This is a genomic window from Streptomyces albiaxialis (assembly GCF_039530985.1).
In the GTDB taxonomy this organism is placed as follows: Bacteria; Actinomycetota; Actinomycetes; order Streptomycetales; family Streptomycetaceae; genus Streptomyces; species Streptomyces albiaxialis.
Genome location: NZ_BAAAPE010000024.1, coordinates 23,611 through 29,910 on the forward strand (window position 1 = coordinate 23,611; position 6,300 = coordinate 29,910).

A 6,300-nucleotide genomic window follows, 5' to 3' on the forward strand; every position below is an offset into this window, starting at 1 on the left:
CTCGTCGTGATTCGAGGCGGCGCGACGCCGTCCCGTCATGGTCGTCGCCGATTCTTAAGCGGATCTAGCGCTGGTCTTGTCGTTCGCCGCCCGGCCGAGGGATTCGTCGATGAAGGAGAGAAGCTCTTCGACCGACGCGGACTCCAGCCGTTCGCCGACTCCGTCGCCGTTCGCCGGCGCCTCCGATTCCTCCATCCGCGCGAGCAATGACCGCAGGCGCCCTTTCAACGCTCCGCGTCCGTCGTCCCCGTTCCGCAGCAGGCCGGGAAGTGCTGCTTCCAGCTTGACGAGCGAGTCGGAAAGGGAGCGGAACGAGACGGTTTCCCGGGGGGACAGTTCCGTCAGCAGGAATTCCGCGAGGGCAGTCGGATTCGGATGGTCGAATACGGCGGGCGTGGTGAGGAACAGGCCGGTGGCCGAGGCGAGTTTCTCGGCCAGCTCCGTAGCGGTCAGCGAGTCGAAGCCGATGTCGAGGAACCCCCTGTCGGCCGGGATCATCTCGGGCCCGTCGTGCCCCAGGACGTCGGCGGCGCGCGACCGTACGAGGTCGAGCAGCAGCGGCAGCCGTTCCTCGGGCGGTGACGCCGCCAGGCGTGTCGCCAGGGCGCCGGGGACCGTCGTGTCCGCCTCCCCGGCCGGGGCGGCGCCCGGGCCGGTCGTCACGGCGCGCGGCCGCGAGGGACGTGGCGTGTCCCGGGGGGTGCCCCGGGCGGGCGCGGTCCGGGCCACGCGCTCCCGCGCCGCACGCAGCCGTTCGGCGTCGACGGGCCTCCACCGCACGCCTTCCGCCGTGAGCACCGGTTCTCCGGCGGGGTCGGCCAGCGTCAGCCGGACGCCCGCCGAACGGTCGGCATCGCCGGGAAGGGGAGAGAGCGTCGCCCGCAGCGTCGTCGCGCCTGTCGCCCACAGCGTCACCCCCGACCAGGAGTACGGCAGCCGAGGGCGGGCGGCGGCGGGGTCGTCGTCCGGGCCGCCCGGGGCGTCCGGGGCGTCCGGGCCGTACGGGGCGCGGCCCAACAGGGCGGGGTGGAGCGCGGCCTCCAGCAGCACCGGGTGGAGGCCGTACGCGTCGGGGTCGCCCGCACCCTCCGGCAGCACGACATCGGCCAGCAGCGTGTCCCCGTCGCGCCACAGCGCGCGGACGCCGCGCAGCGCGCCGCCGCAGTCGTGCCCTGCCCCGGCCGCCTCGGCGTAGAGGTTCTCGGCGTCGACCGGCTCGGCGCCGGACGGGGGCCAGGCGGCGTCGGGGTCCCGCTGCTCGTCGGTGCCCGGCGGCGGGGACGCGAGGAGAGTCCCCTCCGCGTGGCAGGTCCACCCCTCGCCCCCGCTGTCCTCGTCCTCGGGCTCGGGGCGCGTGTCCACCCGCACGGTGCGTCCGCCGTCCTCCCCGGGCGGGCCCACGGCCACGTGGACCAGGAGGCCGCCGTCAGGGGGGAGGACCAGCGGCTCGTGGAGCGTCAGATGGCCGATGCCTCCTGGACAGCCGGCAGTGTCGGCGGCCCGGAGGGCCCAGTCCACCACGGTGGCGCCGGGTGCGGGTGCCGTTTCCGCGACGGTCTGCCCGTCGAGCCAGCCGGTGTCGTCGCAGGCCAGGCGGCCGGTCAGGGACAGTCCGCCGTCCGGCAGTTCCCAGGAGGCCGCGAGCGAGGGGTGATCCACCGCCCGCAGTCCGGCCGCCGCGACGTCGCCGGTCCGGGGGCCGGGTTCGAGCCAGTAGCGCTCGCGCTGGAACGCGTAGGTCGGAAGCGGGACGGAACGGGGCCGGGCACCGGTCAGGAACGGCCGCCAGTCGACGTCGGTGCCGTCGCCGTACAGTTCCGCGAGCGCCCGCAGGAGCGAACGTGTCTCCGGCTGCCTGGCGGAGAGGATGGACAGGGTGCCGGGGCGGCGGTCGGACCGGTGCTCGGGGCCGGTGCTCTGGAGCGTTTGCCGGGCCGCGGTGGCCAGCGTCCGGTCGGGGCCGATCTCCACGAATGTCTGCGCCTCCGGCGCGAGGTGCGTCACGGCCGGGTGGAAGCGAACGGGCTGACGGACCTGCTGAACCCAGTAGCCGGGTGTGGCGAGGGACTCGTCGGCGGGCTTCCCGGTGAGATTGCTGAGGAGCGGCAGGTCCGGCGCCCGGTAGGCCAGACTGTCGATGGCCGCAGCGAAGTCATCGAGCATGGGCTCCATCAAGGGCGAGTGGAACGCGTGGCTCACCGGCAGGGCCTTGGTCTTGCGTCCGCGTTCCGCCCACGCGGCCGCGATACGGGAGACGAGGGGCGAGGGGCCCGAGAGCACCGTGGCGTCCGGGGTGTTGAGCGCGGCGATCGTGACCTGTCCCTCGCAGGCGGCCAGGTCCTGGGACAGTTCCCCGGGGTGCGCCTGCACGGCGGCCATGGCCCCTCCGGGGGCGAGGCGGCCCATGAGACGGGCTCGCGCGCCGACCAGGCGGCAGGCGTCCGGCAGGTCGAAGACCCCCGCCGCGTAGGCCGCCGCGACCTCGCCTATGGAGTGCCCGATCACCGCGTCGGGCCGGAGCCCCGCCGCCTCCAGCAGGCGCAGCATCCCCACCTGAAGCGCGAACAGGCCGGTCTGCGCGTACGTGGTGTGATCCAGCAGCTCTCGAGGCCCGTGGAAGACGACCTCGCGCAGCGGGTGTTCCAGGCTGTCCGCCAGGTGGGCGCACACCTCGTCGAACCCCTCGGCGAACGCCGGGAAGCGCGCGTGCAGCTCGGCTCCCATGCCGACCCGCTGGCTGCCCTGGCCGCTGAAGAGGAACACGTTCAGGCCGGTGCGGCCGGGACCGGGCGCCGTTCCCGGCGTGAAGACGCCCGGGTGATCGACGCCCGAGGCCAGGGCGCGGACGGCCGCCAGGAGTTCCTCGCGCTCCTCGCCCGACACCACTCCCCGGTGCTCGAACGCCGTACGCGCGGTGGCGAGGGACCAGGCCACCTCCTCGGGGGAGATGTCCGGGTCGGCTTCCAAGTGGGCGACGAGGGCCCGGGCCTGGCCGCGCAATGCCGCCCCGCTGCGGGCCGAGAGCACCCACGGCACGGGCCCCGCCGGGGAGGGACCGTCCGGCGCGGCCGCCGCGCGTGTGATCTCCGCCCGCTCGCGCTCCGCCTCAGGCGCCGGGCCGGGAGGCCGCCCGGGGTCACCGGTTCCGGCCGCCTCCTCCAGGATCAGATGGGCGTTGGTGCCCGAGACCCCGAACGAGGAGACACCCGCCCGGCGGGGCCCGTCCGCCGAGGGCCATGGCTCCGCCCGGTCCAGCAGGCGTACGGCGCCCGCGTCCCAGTCGACGTGCGGCGTGGGCGCGTCGAGGTGCAGGGTGGCCGGCAGCAGGCCGTGCCGCAGGGCCATCACCATCTTGACGACTCCGGCGACGCCCGCGGCGGCCTGGGTGTGCCCGAGGTTGGACTTGACGGCGCCCAGGAGCAACGGCCGGTCGGCCGGGCGGCCCTGGCCGTACGTCGCGAGCAGGGCCTGGGCCTCGATGGGGTCGCCGAGGGTGGTGCCGGTGCCGTGGGCCTCGACGGCGTCGATGTCGGTGGCGGTGAGGCGGGCGTTGGCGAGGGCCTGGCGGATGACGCGTTCCTGTGAGGGGCCGTTGGGTGCGGTGAGGCCGTTGGACGCGCCGTCCTGGTTGACGGCGGAGCCCCGTATCACCGCGAGGACCGGGTGCCCGTGGCGCTCGGCGTCCGAGAGGCGTTCCAGGAGCACCGTGCCGACGCCCTCGGCGAAGCCCGTTCCGTCGGCCGCCGCCGCGAACGGCTTGCAGCGGCCGTCGGGGGCGAGCCCGCGCTGGCGGGTGAACTCGACGAAGATGCCCGGCGTCGCCATCACCGTCACCCCGCCCGCGAGCGCGAGCCCGCACTCGCCCTGCCGGAGGGACTGGCAGGCCAGGTGGATGGCCACCAGGGATGAGGAACAGGCCGTGTCGACCGTCAGGGTGGGGCCTTCGAGCCCGAAGGCGTAGGCCACCCGGCCGGAGAGCGCGCTGCCGCTGTTTCCGGTGGCCACGTAACCGGCCACGTCGTCGGCGACTGTCCCGCCCGCCAGCGTCATGTAGTCCTGCGAGGAGACGCCCGCGAACACGCCCGTCCGGGAGCCCGCCAGCTCCTCCCGGCCGAGCCCGGCGCGCTCGAACGCCTCCCACGCGGTCTCCAGCAGCAGCCGCTGCTGCGGGTCCATCGCCACCGCCTCGCGCGGGCTGATCCCGAAGAACCCGGCGTCGAACAGCGGCGCGTCGGTCAGGAAGCCGCCCTGATCCGTGACGCTGCCGCCGGACCCGTCCGTACGGGCCAGCGCGTCCAGCGGCCAGCCCCGGTCACCGGGGAACGCCGAGACGGCGTCCACCCCGTCCGCGACCAGCCGCCACAGGTCGTCCGGCGAGCGGACGCCGCCCGGGAAGCGGCAGGCCGTGCCCACGATCGCGATCGGCTCCCGTCCCCGCTCCTCCAGCTCGCTCACCCGCCGCCGTGCCTGCCGCAGATCGGCCGTGGCGTGCTTCAGATAGCTGCGCAGCTTCTCTTCGTCGGCCATGTCCTCAATCCCGCTCGGACGGCATGTCGTGGTCGGCGGAACCGGGGCGGCCGTGTCCGCTCAGTTCGCTGTCGAGCATGTCGAACAGCTCGGCGTCGGTGGCCGACCTCAGCCGCGCGTTCTCGTCCGGGTCGGCGCCGCCGCCACCGCCCGTGGGCTGCGCAACGGCCAGCAGCAGCTCCTCCAGCCGTGCCGCCACCCGCCGCCGCTCGTCCTCGGCGAGCGTGGTGACGGCGGTGGCGACCGTGTCGAGCCCGGCGAGCACCGTGCCCGCCGAGCCGTCGTCGGCCGGTCCGCCGCCGCCCGGCCCGCCGCCCGCGCCGTCGGCCGGTCCGAGGCGCCGGTCCAGCAGTTCGGCGAGCGCCGTCGGGGTCGGGTGGTCGAAGACGAGCGTGGCGGGGAGCCGCATCCCGGTGGCGGAGCCGAGCCGGTTGCGCAGCTCGACGGCGGTCAGCGAGTCGAAGCCCAGCTCCCGGAAGTTCTGCGTGGCGGGCACGGACGAGCCGGACTCGTGCCCGATCACCGCGGCGGCCTGCGCGCACACCAGGTCGAGCAGGGCGCGCCGCCGTCCGGGCCCGGACAGCGTGGCGAGCGAACGGGCCAGGTCCCGGCCACCGTTCGGGGCCGGGCCGCCGCGCGGCGCCGCGCCGCGCACCAGGTGCCGGAAGACGACGGGGATCCCGTCGGCGCCGGGACCGGCGCCGTCCGTGCCGCCCGCCCTGCGGCGCATGCCGGGGAGGTCGAGCCGGACGGGCACGAGCAGCGCCTCGTCGTCGCGGCCGAGCGCCGTGTCGAGCAGCGCGAGCGCCTGCTCGGGGGCGAGCCCCAGGTCCCCGGCGCGTGCGTTGCGTGCCCGGTCGGCCTCGGTGAACTCGCCCGACATGCCTTCCCGGAGGTCCCAGAACCCCCAGGCGAGGGACGTCCCGGGCAGCCCCAGCGCACGCCGGTGCTGGGCCAGCGCGTCGAGGAACGCGTTCCCCGCCGCGTAGCTCCCCTGCCCGGCGCCGCCCGCCAGGCCCGTCACGGACGAGAACAGCACCAGCGCCGCGAGATCCTTCTCCCGCGTGAGGTCGTGCAGATGCCACGCCGAGGCGGCCTTGGCCCGCAGCACCTCGGCGTACTGCTCCGGGGTCGCCGACTGGACCGTGGCGTCGCGGACGACGGCCGCGGTGTGCACGACGGCGGTCAGCGGACGGTCGTCGGGCACGGACGCGAGCAGCGCGGCCAGTTCGGCCCGGTCGCTCGCGTCGCAGGCGGCGAACTCGGCTTCGGCGCCCAGCTCCGACAGCTCGGCCGCGAGCGCGTCGGCACCGGGTGCGTCCGGCCCCCGGCGGCCGGCCAGCAGCAGCCGCCGTACGCCGTGCCGCCCGGCGAGATGCCGCGCGACCACTCCGGCGAGCGCGCCGGTGCCGCCGGTGACGAGCACCGTGCCGTCCGGGTCGAGCGGAGGACGGAACGTGCGGACGGGGACGGGGATAGGGACGGGGGCGGCCGGTTGCGGCTGCTCCGGGCCCTCGGCGGCGCGCCGGGTGTCCCGGGGCGCGACGGGGAGAGGGCGCAGCACGCCGTCGCCGAGCGGCGCGGTGAGCGCGGGGAACGCCTCGGACGCGGGGCGCCAGTGCGGGGCCAACGCCCGTACGGCGATGCCGTTTTCGCCGCCGCTCTCCGGCTCCGTGCTCTCGGCCGGCGTGTGCCAGGCGGCCAGGTAGCCGGAGAGGGAGCCCGCCGCCTGTGCGTACGTCCAGCCCTCGGGGACGGGGGCGAGGAGCCGCG

General features: G+C 75.9%; 2 protein-coding genes. Both read right to left on the reverse strand.

Features of this window, described 5'->3' with window-relative positions:
* Positions 1 to 54 precede the first annotated feature (54 nt).
* Positions 55 to 4,527, reverse strand: a complete 4,473-nt coding sequence (locus ABD343_RS36540; RefSeq protein WP_344534632.1) for a type I polyketide synthase — start codon at positions 4,525 to 4,527, stop codon at positions 55 to 57.
* A gap of 4 nt (positions 4,528 to 4,531) precedes the next feature.
* A partial coding sequence (locus ABD343_RS36545) for an SDR family NAD(P)-dependent oxidoreductase (protein WP_344534634.1) occupies positions 4,532 to 6,300 on the reverse strand: 1,769 nt, incomplete at its 5' end.

Coding starts and splice junctions, on each gene's coding strand:
- ABD343_RS36540 (WP_344534632.1), bottom strand. CDS start 4,527: ATGGCCGACGAAGAGAAGCTGCGCAGCTATCTGAAGCACGCCACGGCC.